The sequence below is a fragment of the Rathayibacter sp. AY1F6 genome (assembly GCF_002932035.1).
Taxonomy (GTDB): Bacteria; Actinomycetota; Actinomycetes; order Actinomycetales; family Microbacteriaceae; genus Rathayibacter.
Map to the genome: position 1 here is coordinate 1 of NZ_PSVD01000020.1, position 18,024 is coordinate 18,024.

Below are 18,024 nucleotides of genomic sequence, written 5' to 3' on the forward strand. Positions count from 1 at the left end.
GCCGATGGTACTGCAGGGGGGACCCTGTGGGAGAGTAGGACACCGCCGGACACCATTCACGATGGCCACCCAGAAATGGGTGGCCATCGCTGTTTAACCGGTCGGTCTCTGTTCGTGGAGTAACAGGGCCGGCCGGAGCGACGATGACCGTCGTCGCCCGACTCCGGAACGAGGAGCAGCGATGACTCAGCACGACCCGACGCCCTCTCCGGAATCGAGGCCGCTCCAGAACGGCTTCGACGCCGTGGAGGAACACGTCCTGTCAGACGAGCTCCTCCGGATCGAGCAGGCTGCGCTCGACAAGAGGGCAGCCGGATACGTCCAGCTGCAGGAGCAGCTGCGCATCCGACTCGAGAACGCGGACCGCGACCGATGACCGACGACTCGCGACTCGACTCGGCTCTCGCCGAACGGGGTATCGCCCGATCCCGCACCCATGCCGCTCGGATGATCGCCGGCGGTCTGGTGACGGTGGACGGCGTCCCTGCACTGAAGCCCTCGATCCGCGTGCGCGACGATCAGGACGTCGCGGTCGCCGGCCTCGACCACTACGTCAGCCGCGCCGCCCACAAGCTGCTCGCCGCCCTCGACACCTTCGCGACGGTGCGAGTCGCCGGCCGGAACGCTCTCGACGTCGGGGCGTCGACGGGCGGGTTCTCGCAGGTCCTGCTCGAGCGCGGCGCCGCCTCGGTGATCGCGCTCGACGTCGGGCATGCCCAGCTCGCTCCGCGGATCCGGTCCGACGATCGCGTCCACGTGGTGGAGGGGTTCAATGCGCGGGATCTCACCACCGCCCGGCTCGCCGAAGCCGCCAGGACCGAGATCGTCCCGGACTTGGTCGTGTCCGACGTGTCCTTCATCTCCCTGCGGATGGTTCTGCCTCCGGTCGCCGCCTCTGTGGATCCGCTCGCCGACTTCGTGGTGCTGGTGAAGCCGCAGTTCGAGGTGGGCCGCTTGGGAGTGCGGGAGGGGATCGTCCGGGATCCCGAGCTGCGTCGCGAGGCCCTCTCGGACGTCCTGTGGTCGGCGTGGGACCTGGGGCTCGGCGTCGTCGGGCTGGCCGAGTCGCCACTCCCGGGGGGCGCTGGGAATCGCGAGTATCTGGCGCACCTCCACCGCGACCGCGGATCTATTCCGACAGAATGGAGGGACGCGGTCACCGCGCTCACCACCGGATGACGCGATCGTGTCCGCCGCTGTCGACCGACCAGAAGGACACACCCTCGATGCAGTCCCCTCGTGACGAGCGCAACATCCTCGTCGTCGCCCACACCGGACGGGCGGACTCCCTCGATGCGGCGGTCCTCGTCGTCGAGCGCCTCCGGAACTCGGGCGCCCACCCCGTCCTCTGCGCCGACGACAAGGGCGACATCGTCGCGGTCGCTCCGGATCTGAGCGACGTCGCCGTGCTCGGGTCCGACGTACCGCTCGAGTCCATCGAGCTCGTGTTCGTGCTCGGCGGCGACGGTACCATCCTCCGCGCGGCGGAGATCGTCCGGTCCGGGACGGCCCCTCTGCTCGGCGTGAACCTCGGCCACGTCGGGTTCCTCGCCGAGAGCGAGCGGGACGATCTCGACGACGCCGTCGCCCGTGCGCTCGACGGCGACTACGCGGTCGAGGAGCGGATGACCCTGCAGGTGCGCGTCAAGATCGACGAGGCCGTCGTCTACGAGACCTGGGCGCTCAACGAGGCCACGGTCGAGAAGGGCAGCCGCGAGCGGATGCTCGAGGTCATGGTGGGCGTCGACGGACGTCCGCTGTCGAGCTTCGGCTGCGACGGCATCGTCGTGTCCACTCCGACCGGTTCCACCGCTTACGCCTTCTCCGGGGGCGGCCCCGTCGTGTGGCCGACCGTCGAGGCGATGCTCCTCGTTCCGCTCAGCGCCCATGCGCTCTTCGCGCGGCCCCTCGTCGTGGGCCCGTCGTCGAGCCTCGCCGTCGAGGTCAAGGAGAGGACCGACGGCGTCGGCGTCCTCTGGGCCGACGGCCGGCGCGCCTACGAGCTGCCGCCGGGAGCGCGCGTCGTCTACCGGCGCTCGCCCGTGCCCGTGCGCTTCGCGCGCCTGCACGACGCCCCCTTCACCGATCGACTCGTGCACAAGTTCGGTCTCCCCATCCGCGGATGGCGGGGGTCGGCGGAGACGGAGTAAGGCCCGATGCTCGAAGAGCTGCAGATCCGCGACCTCGGAGTGATCGCCGAGGCGACGCTCCCGCTCGGACCGGGCTTCACCGCGGTCACCGGCGAGACCGGCGCCGGCAAGACGATGGTGGTCACGGCGCTCGGCCTCGTGCTGGGCGCGCGCTCGGACCCGTCCGCGGTGCGCTCGGGAGCGAAGCAGGCCTGGGTGTCGGGGCGCTGGCTGGTCCCCGAGGAGGGCCCGGTCGCCGAGCGCGTCCACGACGCCGGCGGCGATCTCGACGGCCCGGAGCTGCTCCTCGCGCGGTCCGTCTCGGCGGAGGGACGTGGGCGAGCCGTCGTCGGCGGCCGGAGCGCACCGGTCAGCGTGCTGAGCGAGCTCGCCGATCAGCTGGTCGTCGTGCACGGGCAGTCGGACCAGATCCGCCTCCGCTCCGCCGCGGCGCAGCGCGAGGCGCTCGACCGGTTCGGCGGACCCGGTCTCGCCGACGCCCTCCGCGACTACGCGAGCGCCTTCGAGCGTTGGCGGGCCAACCGGGAGGAGCTCGACTCGCTCACCGAGGCCCGGGAGACGCGCGCCCGCGAAGCCGAACGGCTCCGCTCCGCCCTCGCCGAGATCGAGGTGGTCGCCCCCCAGCGCGGGGAGGACGTCGAGCTCGCGGCGCAGTCCGCCCGGCTCGGGAGCATCGAGCAGCTCCGGCTCGCCGCCGGCGAGGCCCGCGAGGCGATCTCGTCCGAGGAGCTGGACGGGCGGGACGCGCTCGGGCTCCTCGAGACGGCGCGGCGCGTGCTGGAGCGGGCGGCCGAGCACGACGCCGCGCTGCAGCCGACGGTCCAGACGCTCGGCGAGGCGGCGGTGCTCCTCGTCGACGCCGCCGGAGGGCTCTCCTCGTACCTGGCGGAGCTCGACCTCGACGGCGCGCACGACCTGGAGCTGATCGAGAACCGTCGGGCGGAGCTGTCCCTGCTCGCCCGCACCTACGGACCGACGCTGGACGACGTGCTCGACCTGGTGGACTCCTCCGGACTCCGCCTGCTCGAGCTCGACGGCGACGACGAGAGGATCGCGGCTCTCGAGGCCGACACCGCGGCCGACGCGGACCTCGTCGACCGCCTCGCGACCCGGCTGACCGAGCTGCGGACCGCGGCGGCCGCCGAGCTGGGGGAGCGGGTCAGCGACGAGCTCACCGCGCTGGCCATGGCGGATGCGCGCCTGCACGTGAAGGTGACGGCCGCGGGGGAGCCGAGCATCCACGGGCGCGACTCCGTCGAGATGCTGCTCCAGCCGCACACCGGGGCCGCACCCCGGCCCCTCGCCCGCGGAGCCTCGGGAGGCGAGCTCTCGCGGGTGATGCTCGCGATCGAGGTCGTGGTCGCCGCCAACGACCCCGTGCCGACGTTCGTCTTCGACGAGGTCGACGCAGGGGTCGGCGGAGCGGCGGCGATCGAGATCGGCCGACGGCTCGCGCGGCTCGCCGAGACGTCGCAGGTCATCGTGGTGACCCACCTCGCGCAGGTCGCCGCATTCGCCACGAACCACCTCCGCGTCGAGAAGGGCTCGGACGGCGCGGTTACCTCGAGCGCCGTGACGCAGCTCGACTCCGAGGAGCGGGTGTCCGAGATGGCGCGCCTGCTCTCGGGGCTCACCGACTCCGCCAACGCTCTCGCTCATGCGCGGGAGCTCCTCGAATCGAGTCGGCGGGGCTGATCGCGAGCGGCCCTGGACGACATCGATCCGTCCCGGACGGTCCGCCGCCGCCGTTCTGCTGTTACGGTGGAACCCCGTGGTGGACTTTACGAACGCGGGCCTTTCCTCTTCTTCTCCCTCGGATCCCGAGGGCTCCTCCGGGTCCTCGACCCGGAACGCTTCGACGGCCGGGCAGGACGCCCCCTCGAAGATCACGAAGCACATCTTCGTCACCGGCGGTGTCGTCTCCTCGCTCGGCAAGGGACTCACGGCCGCGAGCCTGGGCAACCTGCTGACCGCGCGCGGGCTGCGCGTCGTCATGCAGAAGCTCGACCCGTACCTCAACGTGGACCCGGGGACGATGAACCCGTTCCAGCACGGCGAGGTCTTCGTGACCGACGACGGCGCCGAGACCGATCTCGACATCGGCCACTACGAGCGCTTCCTCGACATCAACCTGAACCAGGCCGCGAACGTCACGACCGGCCAGATCTACTCGCGGGTCATCGCGCGGGAGCGCGCCGGCGAGTACCTCGGCGACACGGTCCAGGTCATCCCGCACATCACGGACGAGATCAAGCGGCGCATGCGCCTCCAGTCGGAGGACGACCCGCAGCCGGACGTCATCATCACCGAGATCGGCGGCACCGTCGGCGACATCGAGAGCCAGCCGTTCATCGAGTCGGCCCGCCAGGTCCGCCACGAGCTCGGCCGCCGCAACGTCTTCTTCGTGCACGTCTCGCTGGTGCCCTTCATGGGCGCCTCCGGCGAGCAGAAGACCAAGCCCACCCAGCACTCCGTCGCGGCGCTGCGCTCGATCGGCATCCAGCCGGACGCGCTGGTGCTGCGGAGCGACCGACCCGTGTCGGAGTCGAACAAGCGCAAGATCGCGCTGATGTGCGACGTCGACGAGCAGGCCGTGGTCAACGCCAAGGACGTCGCGTCGATCTACGAGATCCCGCAGATGCTCAACGAGCAGGGCCTCGACGCCTACATCATCGACCAGCTGGGCCTCCCGGCCGGCGAGGTCGTCTGGGACGGCTGGTCGCGACTGCTCGAGGCCGTGCACGAGCCCAAGCACGAGGTCACCATCGGCCTGGTCGGGAAGTACATCGACCTGCCCGACGCCTACCTCTCCGTGACGGAGGCTCTGCGGGCCGGCGGCTTCGCGCAGCAGACGAAGGTCGCCATCCGCTGGATCGCCTCCGACGGGCTCGAGGACCCCGAGGCTGCGGCCAAGGCGCTCTCCGAGCTCGACGGCATCTGCGTGCCCGGCGGCTTCGGCATCCGCGGCATCGAGGGCAAGCTCGGCGCGCTGCGCTTCGCGCGGGAGAGCGGGATACCGACCCTCGGGCTCTGCCTCGGCCTGCAGTGCATGGTCATCGAGTACGCCCGCAACGAGGCCGGCCTCGAGGGGGCCTCGTCGTCGGAGTTCGACCCGGAGACGGAGTTCCCCGTCATCGCGACGATGGCCGAGCAGGTCGAGATCCTCGCGTCCGGGGACATGGGCGGCACGATGCGCCTCGGCCTCTACACGGCCGAGCTCGCCGAGGGCTCGATCGTCGCCGAGGTGTACGGCGCACCTGAGGCGGCCGAGCGCCACCGTCACCGCTACGAGGTCAACAACCGCTACCGCGACCGGATCGCCGAGGCGGGGCTCTGGTTCTCGGGCCTCTCGCCCGACGGCCACCTCGTGGAGTACGTCGAGCTGCCCCGCGAGAAGCACCCCTACTACGTGGGCACGCAGGCGCACCCGGAGCTCCGCTCGCGCCCGAACGCCGCGCACCCGCTCTTCCGCGGCCTCGTGACCGCCGCCCTCGAGCGCCAGGAGGCCTCGCGCCTCTTCCCGGCATCGGAGGCGGGCGCCGATGAGTGAGCCGCTGTCGGACGAGCTCGTCGAGCCGGAGGTCCTGACCAGTGAGCGCGTCTTCGACGGGATGGTCTGGGGCGTCCGCGCCGAGACGTTCCGCTACGGCGGCGGCGAGCTGCGCCGGGAGTTCCTCGATCACACGGGAGCCGTCGCCGTGCTGGCCCTCGACGACGAGGACCGCGTCGCCCTGATCAAGCAGTACCGGCACCCTGTCCGCACCCGCGAGTGGGAGATCCCGGCCGGCCTGCTCGACGTCGAGGGCGAGGATCCCCTGGTCGCCGCTCAGCGGGAGCTGGGCGAGGAGACGGACCTGCAGGCCGAGCGCTGGGACCTGCTCTCGGAGTTCGCCACCTCGCCGGGCGGCAGCGACGAGGTCATCCGGATCTACCTGGCCCGCGGGCTCTCGTCCACCGGCTCCGCCTTCGACCGCGAGGCGGAGGAGGCGGACATGGAGCTGCGGTGGGTGCCGCTGGACGAGGCGGTCGAGGCGGTCCTCGCCCGCCGGGTGCAGAACCCCTCGCTGACGATCGCGGTGCTCGCGGCGCACGCGTTCCGCTCGCGCGACTGGGACGGGCTGGGCGACGCGTCCTCGCCGTGGACGCGCCACCCGCGGGTCCGCCACCCCCGGGGGTGAGCCCCCGCGCCTGCGCCGAGGCGTACCTCCGGCAGGCGAGCGTGGAGCGCGGGCTCTCGGCGCACACGCTCGCGGCCTACCGGCGCGACCTGGAGCTCTACCTCGGCTGGCTCGAGGAGCGCGGGACCGTCGATCTGGCGCAGCTCGGACGGGTCGACGTGGGGGAGTTCTCCTCCTGGCTGGCCGCACGCCCGGAGCGGCCGCTCGCGGCGAGCTCGCGCGCACGTCTCCTCTCGAGCGTCCGAGGGCTGCACCGCTTCGCCCTCGAGGAGGGGGTCGTCTCGGACGACGTTGCCCGGGAGGTGGTGCCGCCGAAGATCCCGATGACCCTGCCGAAGGCGGTCACGGTCGAGCAGATGGCGGCACTGCTCGACGCGGCGCGCGGCGAGGAGCTCGCGGACCTGCGGGACCGGGCCCTGCTGGAGCTGCTCTACGCGACGGGCGCGCGCATCTCGGAGGCGGTGGACCTGAACGTCGACGACGTGGTCGCCGCGGAGGTGGTGCGGCTGACGGGCAAGGGGTCCAAGCAGCGGATGGTGCCGCTCGGCCGCTTCGCCCGCGAGGCGGTCGACGAGTACCTCGTCCGTGCGCGGCCCGAGCTCTCGCGGAGGGGGCGCGCGACGCCGGCGCTCTTCCTGGGGGTCCGCGGGAGCCGCCTGTCGCGGCAGAGCGCCTGGCTGGTCATCCGCGCCGTCGCCGAGAAGGCCGGGCTGGACCGGGAGATCTCGCCGCACACCTTCCGGCACTCGTTCGCGACCCACCTGCTCGCGGGCGGTGCCGACGTCCGCGTGGTGCAGGAGCTCCTCGGGCACGCCTCGGTGGCGACGACGCAGATCTACACGCTGGTGACGGCGGACACGCTCCGGGACGTCTACACGTCCGCGCACCCGCGAGCGCGGCGCTAGAGCCGCGGCCCCGCGCGGCGGGGCGCGGCGGCCGGGGAGCGGGGCGCCGGTACACTCGTCGGAGGCCGCGCGGGAGCGCACGCCGCCACGGAAGCGAGGACGACGCAGGTGACACGCAAGACGGACGACAAGGCCGAGCTCACCGGTCTCGAAGCCCCGACGCTCGGCCCGACCGGCCGCCCCCTGCGCGACTTCCCGCTGCCGGTGGAGCTCACCGGTCACGGCCCCGCCCGGATCATCTCGCTCTGCAACCAGAAGGGCGGCGTTGGCAAGACGACGACGACCATCAACCTGGGCGCAACCCTCGCCGAGTACGGCCGCCGCGTGCTGGCCATCGACTTCGACCCGCAGGGCGCCCTCTCGGCCGGCCTCGGGGTCACCACCTACGACGCCATCACGATCTACGACCTGCTCCTCGGCACCGTGAAGGACCCGGCCGAGGCGATCCGGAGGACCCGCGTGCCGGGCCTGGACGTCATCCCGGCCAACATCGACCTCTCCGCCGCCGAGGTCCACCTCGTCAACGAGGTCGCGCGCGAGCAGATCCTCGCCCGGGTGCTCCGCAAGGTGAGCGCGGACTACGACGTCATCCTGATCGACTGCCAGCCCTCGCTGGGCCTGCTCACGGTCAACGCGCTCACCGCGAGCCACGGCGTGCTCATCCCGCTCGAGTGCGAGTTCTTCGCGCTGCGCGGCGTCGCCCTGCTGATCGAGACGATCGACAAGGTCCGCGACCGGCTCAACCCGGTGATCGAGCTCGACGGCATCCTGCCCACGATGTACGACTCCCGCACCCTGCACTCGCGGGAGGTGCTCGACCGGGTGGTCGACGCCTTCGGCGACAGCGTGCTCGAGACGGTGATCGGCCGCACGGTGAAGTTCCCGGACGCCAGCGTGTCCGGCGTCCCGATCACCCAGTTCGCGCCCGAGCACAACGCCGCGAAGGCGTACCGCAAGCTCGCCAGGGAGCTGATCTCGCGTGGCGCGGTCGCCTGAGGTCCTCCTCGAGGAGCGCCCCGCTCCCATCGGGTTCCACCTCGCGCTGACCAACTTCGAGGGTCCGTTCGACCTCCTGCTGAGCCTCATCGCGAAACAGCAGGTCGACATCACCGAGATCGCGCTGAGCGCCGTGACGGACGAGTTCCTCTCGTACCTGCACGGGATCGACTCGCTCGAGGGGCTGGACCGCGCGTCGGAGTTCCTCGTCGTCGCCGCGACGCTCCTCGACCTGAAGATCGCCGGACTCCTGCCCCAGGGCGAGCTCGTGGACGCGGAGGACGCGGCGCTGCTGGAGGCGCGAGACCTGCTGTTCGCCCGGCTCCTGCAGTACCGGGCCTTCAAGCAGGTGTCGTCGTGGTTCGCCGAGCGGATCGCGATCGAGACCGCCCGCCACGTGCGGGACGTGCCTCTGGAGGAGGAGTACCGGTCCGCGAAGCCGGAGCTCGTCTGGACCCTGTCGCCCGCCGACTTCGCCGCCCTCGCGACCGTCGCCCTCGCTCCGCGCGAGCTGCCGACGGTGGGCCTGGACCACCTCCACGCCCCGCAGATCAGCATCCGGGAGCAGGCCGCGCACGTCGTGGCGATGCTGCGCGCCCGCGGGAGGGCCACGTTCGGCGAGCTGATCGCGGACGCCGACGAGAAGGGCATGATCGTCGCGCGCTTCCTGGCCGTGCTCGAGCTCTACCGGCACGCCGCGATCTCATTCGACCAGCCGGAGCCGCTCGGCGAGCTCACGCTGCGCTGGGTCGCCGAGCAGTGGAGCGATGCGAGCCTCGCCGCGCTCGGAGCCGACTATGACTCCTGACGCCGGCCCCGGGACCGTCGCGTTCGAGATCGACCGGGCGGTCGAGGCGATCCTGATGGTCGCGGACGAGCCGCAGCCGCTCGCCTCCCTCGCGACCGCGCTGTCGAGGCCGATCGCCGTGGTCCGCCAGTCGATCGAGCGCCTGGTCGCCGACTACGACGGCGTCGACGGGGCGATCCGCCGGGGCTTCGAGCTGCGCGAGGTCGGTGCCGGCTGGCGGATCTACGTGCGCCGCGAGTACGACCCGGTGGTCAAGGACTTCGTCCTGACGCAGAACCCGACGCGGCTCTCGCAGGCGGCGCTCGAGACGCTCGCCGTGATCGCCTACAAGCAGCCGGTCTCGCGCGGTCAGGTCGCGCAGATCCGCGCGGTCAACGTCGACTCCGTCGCGCGCACCCTCCTCGGCCGCGGCCTCATCGCGGAGGTCGGCCACGACCCCGAGACGGGCGCGGTCCTCTACGGCACCACCGAGCAGCTGCTCGTGCACCTCGGCCTCACCTCGCTCGACGAGCTGCCGAAGATCTCCCCCCTACTGAGCGACGGAAGAGACGGATTCGATGAGCGCGCCTGACAGCGGCCCCGACGGCGAACGACTGCAGAAGGTCCTCGCGGCAGCGGGGGTCGCCTCCCGACGAGTGGTCGAGGAGATGATCGTGGCGCGGCGGATCCGCGTCAACGGCGAGGTGGCGGACGAGCTCGGCCGCCGCATCGATCCGGCGACCGACCGGATCGAGGTCGACGGGGTCGCGGTGCAGCTGGACACCTCGCGCCGCTACGTCATGCTCAACAAGCCGATCGGCGTCGTCAGCTCGCTGGCGGACGAGAACGGACGCACCGACCTCAGCCTCTACACGAAGAACTTCGAGGAGCGGCTGTTCAACGTCGGGCGCCTCGACGCCGAGACCTCGGGCCTGCTCGTGCTGACCAACGACGGCGAGCTCGCCCACGTCCTCGCGCACCCGTCGTTCGGAGTGACGAAGACCTACATCGCGAAGGTGCACGGGCAGGTCCTCCCGCAGACGATCGCGACGCTGACCTCCGGGATCGAGCTCGACGACGGACCAGTGGCCGCCGACAAGGCGCGTCTCCTCGGCCGGCCGGAGGGCCGCTCGAACGCCTCGCTCGTCGAGATCACCCTGCACTCCGGTCGCAACCGGGTCGTCCGCCGGATGATGGCGGCGGTCGGCCACCCGGTGATCGAGCTCGTCCGGCGCCAGTTCGGGCCGCTGCACCTGGGCACCCTGCGCTCGGGCGATCTGCGCGACCTGACCCGGGAGGAGCTGGGCGCGCTGCTCACGATCGCGCGGCAGGGCGGCGAGGCGGTGGCGGCCGCTCCCGCGGTCCCCTCGAAGAAGGTGAGCGCGGGTGCGCGGCGGCCCCGGCCTGACAGCGGCGAGCGCGTCGCCCCGGCGGAGCGCGGCTCGGCCGGGCGATCCTCGGATCGCGGCGGCTCGGCGGGACGGTCGTCCGACCGCGGCGGCTCGGCGGGACGGTCGTCCGACCGCGGCGGCTCGGCGGGACGGTCGTCCGACCGCGGCGGCTCGGCGGGACGGTCGTCCGATCGCGGCGGCTCCTCCGCCGGCGGCGGGCGGAGCGACGGTCCTCCGCGCCGGTCCGGCGCCGACAAGCAGCGCCGCGCCGATCGCTAGGCTGTCGGGGTGAACGAGCTCCTGCACCCCGCGCCGCCCGCGATGCGGACGACCGGGACGGTGCGGGTGGTCGGCTCCGGACTGCTCGGCGCCTCCATCGGCCTCGGCCTCGCCTCCCGCGGGATCGACGTCGTCCTCGACGACGCCTCGCCCGCGAGCCTCTCCCTCGCCATCGACTACGGGGCCGGCCGCGCCGCCTCCGCCGACGACCGGCCCTCCGTCGTCGTCGTCTGCGTCCCCCCTGACGTCACCGCGAGCGTCGTCGAGCGCGAGCTCGCGGCGCACCCCGGAGCCGTCGTCACCGACGTGGCGAGCGTCAAGACCCAGCCGCTGCGCGAGCTGCGCTCCCGCGGCGTCGACCTCGCCCGCTACATCGGCTCGCACCCGATGGCCGGCCGCGAGCGCGGCGGACCGGTCGCCGCGCGGGGAGACCTCTTCGTCGGCAGACCCTGGGTGATCTGCCGCGACGGCGAGACCGCGCCCGACGCGCTCGCAAGGGTGGAGGGCCTCGCTCTCGACCTCGGCGGCACCATCGTCGAGATGGACCCGGAGGAGCACGACCTCTCGGTCGGCCTCGTCTCGCACGCCCCGCAGGTGATCTCGTCACTGCTCGGCCAGCGCCTCCTCGACGCCCCGAACGCGGCGCTCCGCCTCGCCGGGCAGGGCGTCCGCGACGTCTCGCGCCTGGCGGCCTCGGCCCCCGAGCTCTGGATGCAGATCCTGGCCGCGAACCGCGAGCACGTCGTCGCGGTGCTCGACGCCTTCCGCGACGACGTCGCCGCGGTGGCCGACGCGCTTCGCGACCTCGAGGCGCCCGGCTCGCGCCGCGTGCTCGCCGAGCACCTCGCCGCGGGCAACGCCGGAGTGGCGCGCCTGCCCGGCAAGCACGGCCAGGACCAGCGCTTCTCGACCCTGATCGTCCTCGTCGACGACTCTCCCGGAACCCTCGCGCGGCTCCTGGTGGAGATCGGCGAGGCGGGCGTCAACCTCGAGGACGTGCGCCTCGAGCACGCGCAGGGGCGTCGAGTGGGTCTCGCCGAGATCTCGGTCGTGCCCGAGGCGGTCGCGCCGCTGACCGAAGAACTGACCATACGCGGCTGGAGGATCGCCGGATGAGCACCGAGCAGAACAGGCAGGAGGGCGGCCTGAACAGGATGACGCCCGCCCGCCGGGCACAGCAGAGCATCCCGGAGGACGGGGGCGCGGCTCCCGAGCGCGAGGCGCGCTCCGAGGCCGCCGAGCAGGGCGACTTCGGCGAGGCCGTCGTGGTCGCCATCGACGGCCCGGCCGGCAGCGGCAAGTCCAGCGTGTCGAGGGCTGCCGCCCGCCGCCTCGACTTCGAGTTCCTCGACACGGGAGCGGCCTACCGCGCGCTCGCCTGGCACGGGCTCGACCGCGGCCTCGACTTCGAGGACCAGGACGCGATCGTCGACGCGCTCGACGGCTTCGACTACTCCATCGGCACCGACCCCGAGTCGTACTCGGTGTGGGTCGGTCCGACCGAGGTGACCGCCGCCATCCGCGAGCCCCGGGTGACCGCGCGCGTCTCGGCCGTGGCGAAGGTCCCCGAGGTCCGTCGGAGGATCACCCTGCTGTTCCGGAGGATCATCGGCGAGACGCGTCGGGAGGGCATCATCGTCGAGGGCCGCGACATCACGACGGTCGTCGCACCGACCGCTCCGGTCCGGATCCTGCTGACGGCGAGCGAAGAGGCTAGAATGGCCAGGCGTTCGCGCGAGGTCACCACGGAATCCGCCGAGGCGACGGGTCAGGCGCTGCGGTCGAGGGACCGCGCCGACTCGCAGGTGGTCGACTTCATGAACGCCGCAGAAGGAGTCACTCTTCTCGACTCCACTCATCTCGACTTCGAGCAGACCGTCGACGCGGTCGTCGCCGAGGTCCGAACTTCGAGAGCAAGGGCCGGTCATGGCACAGGACACGCACGTCGGTGACGACGAGCTGAACTTCGGAGACGACGACCTCGTCGAGCGCCTCGGCGACCTCGACGAGCAGCTCGCCTCCTCACGCGCGCAGGCGCTCCGCAGCGGACTCGAGGACTACGATCTCGACGAGGAGGACCTCGACCTCCTCGAGTTCGCCGGGGAGGACTCGGACGAGGTCCGCTTCCTCCCCGCCCTCCCGGTCGTGGCGATCGTGGGCCGCCCCAACGTCGGCAAGTCCGCGCTGGTGAACCGCATCCTCGGCCGCCGCGAGGCCGTCGTCGAGGACACCCCGGGCGTCACGCGCGACCGCGTGTCCTACAAGGCGGAGTGGATCGACCGGGCGTTCACCATCGTCGACACCGGCGGCTGGGAGCCCGACGCCCGCGGCATCGACGCCTCCGTCGCCATGCAGGCCGAGATCGCCATCGACCTCGCCGACGCCGTCATCTTCGTCGTCGACGCGAACGTGGGCGCGACCGCGACCGACGAGCACGTCGTGAAGCTGCTGCGCAAGACGAAGAAGCCGGTCTTCCTCGCCGCCAACAAGGTGGACGACGCCCGCCAGGAGCCGAACGCCGCCTCGCTGTGGTCGCTCGGCCTGGGCGAGCCCCGCCCCGTCTCGGCCGTCCACGGCCGCGGCGTCGCCGACCTGCTCGACGCGGTGCTCGAGAAGCTGCCTCTGGAGTCGGCCGTCGCCAAGCGCGAGGTCGGCGGACCGCGCCGCGTCGCGATCCTCGGCCGCCCGAACGTCGGCAAGTCCAGCCTGCTCAACAAGGCCGCGGGGGAGGAGCGGGTGGTCGTCAACGAGCTCGCCGGCACCACGCGCGACCCGGTCGACGAGCAGGTCGAGATCGCCGGCAAGGTCTGGCGCTTCGTCGACACCGCGGGCATCCGCCGCCGCGTGCACCTCCAGCAGGGCGCCGACTTCTACGCGTCGCTGCGCACCTCGACGGCGCTCGAGAAGGCCGAGGTCGCCGTCGTCGTCCTCGACGTCTCGCAGCCGATCTCGGAGCAGGACGTCCGCATCATCGATCTGGTGCTGGAGTCGGGCCGGGCGCTCGTGCTCGCCTTCAACAAGTGGGACCTCCTCGACGACGAGCGCCGCCGCTACCTCGAGCGCGAGATCGAGACCGACCTCGCCCACGTGGCGTGGGCGCCCCGCGTCAACATCTCGGCCCGCACCGGCCGCCACCTCGAGAAGCTCGTGCCGGCGCTCGAGCTCGCCCTCGAGTCGTGGGACACGCGCATCCCGACGGGCAAGTTCAACGCGTTCCTCGCCGAGCTCACCGCGGCGCACCCGCACCCCCTCCGCGGAGGCAAGCAGCCCCGCGTGCTCTTCGGCACGCAGGCCTCGTCGCGCCCGCCGACATTCGTCCTCTTCACGACCGGGTTCCTCGACCCGGGCTACCGCCGCTACATCGCGCGCCGCCTGCGCGAGATCTACGGCTTCCAGGGGTCGCCGGTGAACGTCAACATGCGCGTCCGCGAGAAGCGCGCGCGCTGAGCGCAGCCGCACCGTGTCCGGCCCGTGGGAGCTCCTCCCGCGGGCCGTCCGCGTCTCCGGGAGGAACGGTCGTCGAGTCGCGGGGACGGATGCCGCTCCGGTGCGTCTCGGTCGAGCAGATCGCACTCGTCTCGAGCGGGAGTGACGGGCGGCGCGGCGCTGCCGGAGGCCCAGCGGCGTCCCTCGAACCGGGCGGTCGTCTCTCCGAGCGGGCGTCGGCAGGGCCGGGAGGCCGGTCAGTCGCCGGTGGCGAAGGGCCACCACGGCGGCAGGAGCCGTCGGTAGGCGGCGAGGTAGCTGCCGGGATCGCGGGGCGCGGGCAGACGGAGCCACTGCTCCATCAGGCCGACGGAGCCCGCCGCGAGGAACGAGGCCGTCGCGTCCTCGAGGAAGCCGAGCGGTGCGTCCGCGGCCGGGACGTCGAGGATCCCCGTGTCGAGCGTCGCGGAGACGGCGGTGCGGAAGTGCCCTGCCAGCATCGCGCGGAGGCCCGAGTCCCCGCCGGGGGCGTCGAAGGCGCGGAGGTAGAGGTCGCGGTGGCCGTCCAGGTGGCCGAGGACGCGGGAGGTGCCCTCGCGGATGCTCGCGTCGGTCGCGGCGCCGCTCCGGAGCTGCTGGAGGTAGCCCTCGCGGATCGCGTCGAGCTCGTCCTGCAGGGCGGCGCAGAGCAGTTCTGCGGCGGAGGAGGCGTGGGCGTAGAAGGTGGAGCGGTTCACGCCGGCGAGATCCGTGATCTCGGACACGGTGAGGGTGGCGACGTCGCGGCCGGTCGCGAGTTCGATGATGGCCCGGTGCAGGGCCACCTGTGATCGCTTCTGCCGCGCATCCACTGCTGACGCCTCCCGAGCTGCCGACGGCGCGTCGACCCGTGCCGACGCGTTCCGCGCAGCGAGTCTACGGGGCCCGCTCGTTTTCACTTCCGGCGTCGGCATCCGCTAAGGTAGTCGAGTTGCCCGGGCCTCGGCCCGGTCTGCCACGGGCTGTGGCGCAGCTTGGTAGCGCACTTGACTGGGGGTCAAGGGGTCGCAGGTTCAAATCCTGTCAGCCCGACGGAAAGCCCTGATGAGACCACTGGTCGTCGTCAGGGCTTCCGTCGTTTCCGGGCCTCGTCGTGATGCTGCGGGCCGCTCACCGGAGCGCTGCGGCGACCTCGGCGAAGGCCTCGCGACGTCGGGCGGAGCGCGCCTCCCGCTCGGCGGGATCCCGTGCCCAGAGCGCCTGTCGCGACGGGTGGAAGGTGCGGATCACCGTGAGGCCGCGCTCGCGCTCGATCGCCGGGTGCCGCCTGAGGAGGCGCCGCCAGCCGTGATCGGCGTCGCCGCCCTGCAGGAGGACCACCTCGACGTCGGGGGCGAGCGCGAGCAGATGCAGGACGGTCTCGACGCCGGCGTCGAGCTGCTCGGCGTTCGGCGCCTGGTTGATGTACCAGGGGTAGGCGTTCCACGGCAGCAGGTCGACGGGGGCGAGCCCCACCTCGTCCATCAGCCCGGCCATGAGCTCGGCCGTCGGGTCGTCGTTCTCGGTGCAGAGGAAGCCGCTTCCGATGCCGTCCTGAGTGGCGGGGCCGGGATCGCGGAGGACGCTGAGGACGCGCGCCTCCACTCCGCCGTGCAGGGGCGCGACGTAGGGCAGCCAGCCGCGTCCGTAGGGGTTTCGCAGCTCGTCGACCCAGCGGTTCACGGGAGCCACGTGCGGTGCGTAGCGCTGCTCCCACTGGGCGCGGCGGAAGGAGAGGTCGGCCATGGAGCGGGGCATGTCCGCACTCTAGAGGGTGACCGGGGCGGCGCGGCATCCTTCCTGGTCGTCGGCCGTGCCGGCGGCGTCCGGACTGAGAGGCCGGAGCGGCATGCACGGCGTCTCCCCGACCGCCCGCAAGGGCGGCGGCAGGCCGGCTCCCTAGCGTCGGTGGACGTGACCCACTCCGCTCCGCTCGCCCGCTGGTGGCGCGAACCCTGGTGGGCGCGGCTCACCCTCCTCGCGATCCTGTGCGGTTCGACGGCCCTCACCGGCTGGAATCTCGCCCGGGGCGGAGACGCCGTCTTCTACGAGGCGGCGGCACGGTCGATGTCGGAGTCGTGGCACGCGCTGGCGTTCGGAGCCTTCGATCCCGCCGCCACGGTGACGCTGGACAAGCTGGCGGGGTTCGCGGTGCCGCAGGCGCTGAGCATCCGGCTGTTCGGGATGTCGACGTCGTCGATCGCGCTGCCGCAGCTGATCGAGGGGCTGATCACGGTCGCGGCGTGCTCGGTCGTCGGGCTCCGGTGGGGCGGCCGGGGGCTCGGGCTGGTCGCGGCGGCAGCGGCGGCGAGCACGCCGATCCTCGTGTCGATGTTCGGGCACCCGATGGAGGACGGGCTGCTCACGGCGGCACTCGCCGTGGCGCTGGTGTGGTGGCAGCGCGCGGTGCTGACGGAGCGGTGGTGGCCGCTGCTGATGACCGGGCTGTCCATCGGGATCGGCTTCCAGGCGAAGATGATGCAGGCCTGGTTCGTCCTGCCGGCGCTGGTGGTGGCGACTCTCGTCGGGGTGCGCGGGTGGCGCCGAGCGCTCGCCTGTGCGGGCGGGCTCCTGGCCGTCGCGGTGGGCGCCTCGGTGGCGTGGATGGTCGCGATGCAGGCGGTGCCGGCAGGGGACCGGCCCTACATCGACGGGTCGACGGGGAACGACGTCTTCGCGATGGTGTTCGGGTTCAACGGGCTCGACCGGCTGATCCCGGGAGCGGTGCCCGGCGCCGTCGTCGCTTCCGCCCACGTGGCGACGATGGGCGGAGCAGCGGGGTCTTCGCCGGCCAAGCTGCTGCTGGCGCAGTACGCGACGCAGGTCGGCTGGCTGTATCCCGCGGCGCTCGCCGGGCTGGTGCTCGGCGCCGTGCGCTGGTGGCCGCGGCGGGGGAGGCGGGGAGGTGCCCGCGGTGCCTTCGCCCTCCTGGTCTGCCTCGCGGTGTGGCTGGTGACAGCGGCGGGCGTGCTCTCGGTGGCGACGGTGCCGCACATGGCGTACGTCGCGGCGATCGGCGTGCAGCTGGCGCTCCTCGCCGCGCTGGGCTGGGCGGAGGGGGTGCGGCTGCTCGCGTCGCCCCGGGTCGGCGCGCGGCTGGTGCTGCCGCTCCTCCTGGTCGGGCAGACGGCGTGGAGCGCGGCGCTCGCCGTGGGCGGGCAGCTGCCGTCGGTGCTGGGCCTGCCGCTCGCGGCGCTCGCCGGAGCAGGGCTCGTCGTGGTCGCGGTGGCGGCCCGGTGGAGTAGGGGCGGTGCGGCGGCGAGCAGAGGCGCGGCCCGGCATCGTTCGATCGCGCTCGCAGCGGCCGTCGTGATCCTGGCAGGGCCGATCGCGTTCAGCCTCCAGGTGCTCGACGCGTCCCTCGACGGGTCGGGCGGGGACGCGCTCGTCGGCCTGCGCTTCCCGCAGAGGGCCGAGACCTCGGCTCCGTTCGCGGTCTCGTCGCCGGACGCGGTCGGCGGGCACGACTCGATGACCGCCGACGAGACCGCACTGGTCGCCGCTGCTCGTGCCGCCGGCGGCGGGGTGGACGGAGCGCCCCTGTTCCTCACCGACTCCTGGGCGATCTCGGCGCCGATCATCACGGCGACCGGCGCGAGCGTGCTCACCGACGGCGGCTACTCCGGCCAGGCGCGGGTCTTCACCGAGCAGGACGTCGCCGGGATGATCGCGGCAGGACGCACGCCTCTGCTGGTGCTGAAGAACTCGGCGCCACCGACCGAGTCGGTGCGGAAGGCCGTGGTGGCGGACGGATGCACACAGCTGCAGGAGTGGGGGCCGGCGGCGACGGAGTCGGGAGAGCACGCCTCCGCGGTCACCGGGTTCTCGTTGTGGCGGTGCGTGGCGATGCCGCACGGCTCGGCGGGCGGGGTGTCGGGTGCCGGCCAGTGACGC

At 72.7% G+C, this 18,024-nt stretch carries 16 protein-coding genes, 1 tRNA gene and 1 pseudogene; 16 read left to right on the top strand and 2 right to left on the bottom strand.

The window, feature by feature from the left end; genetic code table 11:
* The first annotated feature begins 181 nt into the window (after positions 1-181).
* The 14 genes and pseudogenes from C5C44_RS13685 to der all read left to right on the top strand — a co-directional run bounded on the left by C5C44_RS13685 (position 182) and on the right by der (position 14,133).
* Positions 182-376, top strand: coding sequence for a hypothetical protein (locus tag C5C44_RS13685; protein ID WP_104336012.1), 195 nt, complete (start codon positions 182-184; stop codon positions 374-376).
* Complete coding sequence (locus C5C44_RS13690; RefSeq protein ID WP_104336013.1) at positions 373-1,179, top strand: TlyA family RNA methyltransferase; 807 nt, start codon at positions 373-375, stop codon at positions 1,177-1,179. The genes C5C44_RS13685 and C5C44_RS13690 overlap by 4 nt, the downstream gene beginning before the upstream one ends.
* A 47-nt stretch (positions 1,180-1,226) precedes the next feature.
* Entirely contained in the window at positions 1,227-2,150 is a 924-nt protein-coding gene (locus C5C44_RS13695) for an NAD kinase (protein WP_104336014.1), read from the top strand.
* A gap of 6 nt (positions 2,151-2,156) precedes the next feature.
* Positions 2,157-3,845, top strand: coding sequence for a DNA repair protein RecN (recN, locus tag C5C44_RS13700; RefSeq protein ID WP_104336015.1), 1,689 nt, complete (start codon positions 2,157-2,159; stop codon positions 3,843-3,845).
* A gap of 190 nt (positions 3,846-4,035) precedes the next feature.
* Positions 4,036-5,700, top strand: coding sequence for a CTP synthase (locus C5C44_RS13705; RefSeq protein WP_104336037.1), 1,665 nt, complete (start codon positions 4,036-4,038; stop codon positions 5,698-5,700).
* Positions 5,693-6,328 (top strand): NUDIX hydrolase, encoded by a 636-nt coding sequence (locus tag C5C44_RS13710; protein WP_104233392.1) that lies wholly within the window; start codon positions 5,693-5,695, stop codon positions 6,326-6,328. The genes C5C44_RS13705 and C5C44_RS13710 overlap by 8 nt, the downstream gene beginning before the upstream one ends.
* Positions 6,325-7,233: a site-specific tyrosine recombinase XerD gene (xerD, locus tag C5C44_RS13715; protein ID WP_104336016.1), complete on the top strand. Its 909-nt coding sequence runs from the start codon at positions 6,325-6,327 to the stop codon at positions 7,231-7,233. The genes C5C44_RS13710 and xerD overlap by 4 nt, the downstream gene beginning before the upstream one ends.
* A gap of 108 nt (positions 7,234-7,341) precedes the next feature.
* Positions 7,342-8,229: a ParA family protein gene (locus C5C44_RS13720; RefSeq protein WP_104222502.1), complete on the top strand. Its 888-nt coding sequence runs from the start codon at positions 7,342-7,344 to the stop codon at positions 8,227-8,229.
* Positions 8,213-9,037 carry a ScpA family protein gene (locus C5C44_RS13725; protein WP_104336017.1) on the top strand — a complete coding sequence of 275 codons (825 nt, stop codon included), beginning with the start codon at positions 8,213-8,215 and terminating at the stop codon, positions 9,035-9,037. Before C5C44_RS13720 ends, C5C44_RS13725 begins: the two co-directional genes overlap by 17 nt.
* On the top strand, positions 9,027-9,608 hold the full coding sequence (gene scpB / locus C5C44_RS13730; RefSeq protein ID WP_104336018.1) for an SMC-Scp complex subunit ScpB: 582 nt from the start codon (positions 9,027-9,029) through the stop codon (positions 9,606-9,608). The genes C5C44_RS13725 and scpB overlap by 11 nt, the downstream gene beginning before the upstream one ends.
* A pseudogene (locus tag C5C44_RS13735) lies at positions 9,595-10,353 on the top strand (pseudouridine synthase); the annotation flags it as partial. The gene scpB and the pseudogene C5C44_RS13735, both read left to right, overlap by 14 nt.
* Positions 10,354-10,728: 375 nt before the next feature.
* Positions 10,729-11,802 carry a prephenate dehydrogenase gene (locus C5C44_RS13740; RefSeq protein ID WP_104222605.1) on the top strand — a complete coding sequence of 358 codons (1,074 nt, stop codon included), beginning with the start codon at positions 10,729-10,731 and terminating at the stop codon, positions 11,800-11,802.
* A complete protein-coding gene (gene cmk / locus C5C44_RS13745; protein ID WP_244229618.1) occupies positions 11,799-12,638 on the top strand; it encodes a (d)CMP kinase in 840 nt (279 codons plus the stop codon). The genes C5C44_RS13740 and cmk overlap by 4 nt, the downstream gene beginning before the upstream one ends.
* The gene (gene der / locus C5C44_RS13750) at positions 12,613-14,133 is read left to right on the top strand and encodes a ribosome biogenesis GTPase Der (RefSeq protein WP_104336020.1); all 1,521 of its coding nucleotides are present in this window, start codon (positions 12,613-12,615) and stop codon (positions 14,131-14,133) included. Before cmk ends, der begins: the two co-directional genes overlap by 26 nt.
* A 236-nt stretch (positions 14,134-14,369) precedes the next feature.
* On the opposite strand, the gene C5C44_RS13755 is transcribed toward der, so the two are convergent.
* The gene (locus C5C44_RS13755; protein WP_104222507.1) at positions 14,370-14,936 is read right to left on the bottom strand and encodes a TetR/AcrR family transcriptional regulator; all 567 of its coding nucleotides are present in this window, start codon (positions 14,934-14,936) and stop codon (positions 14,370-14,372) included.
* A gap of 173 nt (positions 14,937-15,109) precedes the next feature.
* Here C5C44_RS13755 and C5C44_RS13760 point away from each other — a divergent pair.
* Positions 15,110-15,183 (top strand) — tRNA-Pro (locus C5C44_RS13760).
* 78 nt (positions 15,184-15,261) lie between these two features.
* Here the strand turns inward: C5C44_RS13760 and C5C44_RS17375 are convergent.
* On the bottom strand, positions 15,262-15,888 hold the full coding sequence (locus tag C5C44_RS17375) for a uracil-DNA glycosylase (protein ID WP_104247179.1): 627 nt from the start codon (positions 15,886-15,888) through the stop codon (positions 15,262-15,264).
* 156 nt (positions 15,889-16,044) lie between these two features.
* Between C5C44_RS17375 and C5C44_RS13770 the strand changes: the two genes are divergently transcribed.
* A complete protein-coding gene (locus C5C44_RS13770; RefSeq protein WP_104336038.1) occupies positions 16,045-18,021 on the top strand; it encodes a glycosyltransferase family 39 protein in 1,977 nt (658 codons plus the stop codon).
* Positions 18,022-18,024 lie beyond the last annotated feature (3 nt).

Bases quoted from the DNA above. Each gene is read 5' to 3' on its own strand.
- C5C44_RS17375 (WP_104247179.1), bottom strand. From the start codon at position 15,888: ATGCCCCGCTCCATGGCCGACCTCTCCTTCCGCCGCGCCCAGTGGGAG.
- recN (WP_104336015.1), top strand. From the start codon at position 2,157: ATGCTCGAAGAGCTGCAGATCCGCGACCTCGGAGTGATCGCCGAGGCG.
- C5C44_RS13740 (WP_104222605.1), top strand. From the start codon at position 10,729: ATGCGGACGACCGGGACGGTGCGGGTGGTCGGCTCCGGACTGCTCGGC.
- C5C44_RS13710 (WP_104233392.1), top strand. From the start codon at position 5,693: ATGAGTGAGCCGCTGTCGGACGAGCTCGTCGAGCCGGAGGTCCTGACC.
- scpB (WP_104336018.1), top strand. From the start codon at position 9,027: ATGACTCCTGACGCCGGCCCCGGGACCGTCGCGTTCGAGATCGACCGG.
- C5C44_RS13695 (WP_104336014.1), top strand. From the start codon at position 1,227: ATGCAGTCCCCTCGTGACGAGCGCAACATCCTCGTCGTCGCCCACACC.
- C5C44_RS13685 (WP_104336012.1), top strand. From the start codon at position 182: ATGACTCAGCACGACCCGACGCCCTCTCCGGAATCGAGGCCGCTCCAG.
- der (WP_104336020.1), top strand. From the start codon at position 12,613: ATGGCACAGGACACGCACGTCGGTGACGACGAGCTGAACTTCGGAGAC.
- C5C44_RS13690 (WP_104336013.1), top strand. From the start codon at position 373: ATGACCGACGACTCGCGACTCGACTCGGCTCTCGCCGAACGGGGTATC.
- cmk (WP_244229618.1), top strand. From the start codon at position 11,799: ATGAGCACCGAGCAGAACAGGCAGGAGGGCGGCCTGAACAGGATGACG.